This is a genomic window from Cupriavidus neocaledonicus, assembly GCF_000372525.1.
Classification (GTDB): domain Bacteria; phylum Pseudomonadota; class Gammaproteobacteria; order Burkholderiales; family Burkholderiaceae; genus Cupriavidus; species Cupriavidus neocaledonicus.
This window is the reverse complement of sequence record NZ_AQUR01000001.1, coordinates 1-1,081: the sequence shown is the minus strand read 5'-3', so window position 1 is coordinate 1,081 and position 1,081 is coordinate 1. Positions and strand designations below refer to the sequence as shown.

Annotated in this window: 2 protein-coding genes; one reads left to right on the top strand and one right to left on the bottom strand. The window is 48.0% G+C overall.

Annotated features, from left to right (window positions below; translation table 11 throughout):
* A partial coding sequence (locus tag A3AG_RS34280; protein WP_209437564.1) for a hypothetical protein occupies positions 1 to 295 on the top strand: 295 nt, incomplete at its 5' end.
* A 51-nt stretch (positions 296 to 346) separates the two neighbouring features.
* On the opposite strand, the gene A3AG_RS34165 is transcribed toward A3AG_RS34280, so the two are convergent.
* Complete coding sequence (locus A3AG_RS34165) at positions 347 to 502, bottom strand: hypothetical protein (RefSeq protein ID WP_020384409.1); 156 nt, start codon at positions 500 to 502, stop codon at positions 347 to 349.
* Positions 503 to 1,081 lie beyond the last annotated feature (579 nt).

Sequence of the window (1,081 nt, the reverse complement as noted above, 5' to 3'; positions counted from 1 at the left end):
TCACGGTCGGCGGCCTGGCTGGTCTTGGTTTTGCGTGGCATACATGCTCCTTGGCGACATGTTATGCCCTAAACACAAAATTTCTGACAGGTCCCGGGCCTTCGGCTATCGGAACGGGGAATACGGGCCTCAAAATCCCGTCTTCTTCAAGAATCCGCGCCGCCTTCCCCGGTATTCCTTGCTGAACAAGAAACCAACCGGTCTGCGCCAGGGGAGGGGAGCCCTCCACTCGCTGCACAATCAGACAAAAAGCGGCATGTGGAAGGTTTATTCAGCTAACATTGGTGCGTTCTGATGACGCTGCCCTTGATAGATATCAGCGCTGCAGCTCTATGCCCTGTCAGCGTTACAAACAAATCCTAAAATCACCCTTTCCGATCTCCAAGAACAAACAGTTATCGGACCAGCCCTCCATTTCCGCTGCGAATGCAGGCATAGCGCCGAACAGCACGGTCGCCGTCATTAAACCAACGACCCCCAATTTTTTAATCCTCTTGCGCATGGCACTCTCCATGAATTAAAAAAACGAAATTTCATGACACTTTGATGCTAAATGCAGACGATCCTAGGCTAAATTGTGGGGTATGAATTCATGCAATCAAATAACAAATTTATGAAGCGTCATTTGTTCGTGCTTCGTCTCCTAGAGAGATAGAGATAAAAGTTTATATGCCAAGCTATGCGAAGACATAGGACGATCGACTTCAACTCGTCATTGCTTGATCTAAATCAAGATCTAATGAGATGAGGAAAGATCCTATAGTCAGGAATGTTGTGCCGAAGAACTCAGTTTGAAGTAGGTGTCGAAAGCACGAAAAAGGGGCCAAGGCGTTTTGGAAACTACAGTCATACAAATTTAATATTTCGATAACGCCATCGGAGCCTGAAATGGTCAAACTACCCAATAGATCATGGGGATTTTATGGCACATGAAATCGGGGGCTTGTCACCTCACCACAGTAAAGAGTCATTTCCGCTCAAGCAAGCTAGCAGGCCGCTGAAATACCTCCAGCGGACGTCAGCGCGACGACTGGCTGAAGCGTTGCTTTGAGGATCCCATCCAATCCCACATTCATGCGCG

Coding starts and splice junctions, on each gene's coding strand:
- A3AG_RS34165 (WP_020384409.1), bottom strand. CDS start 502: ATGCGCAAGAGGATTAAAAAATTGGGGGTCGTTGGTTTAATGACGGCG.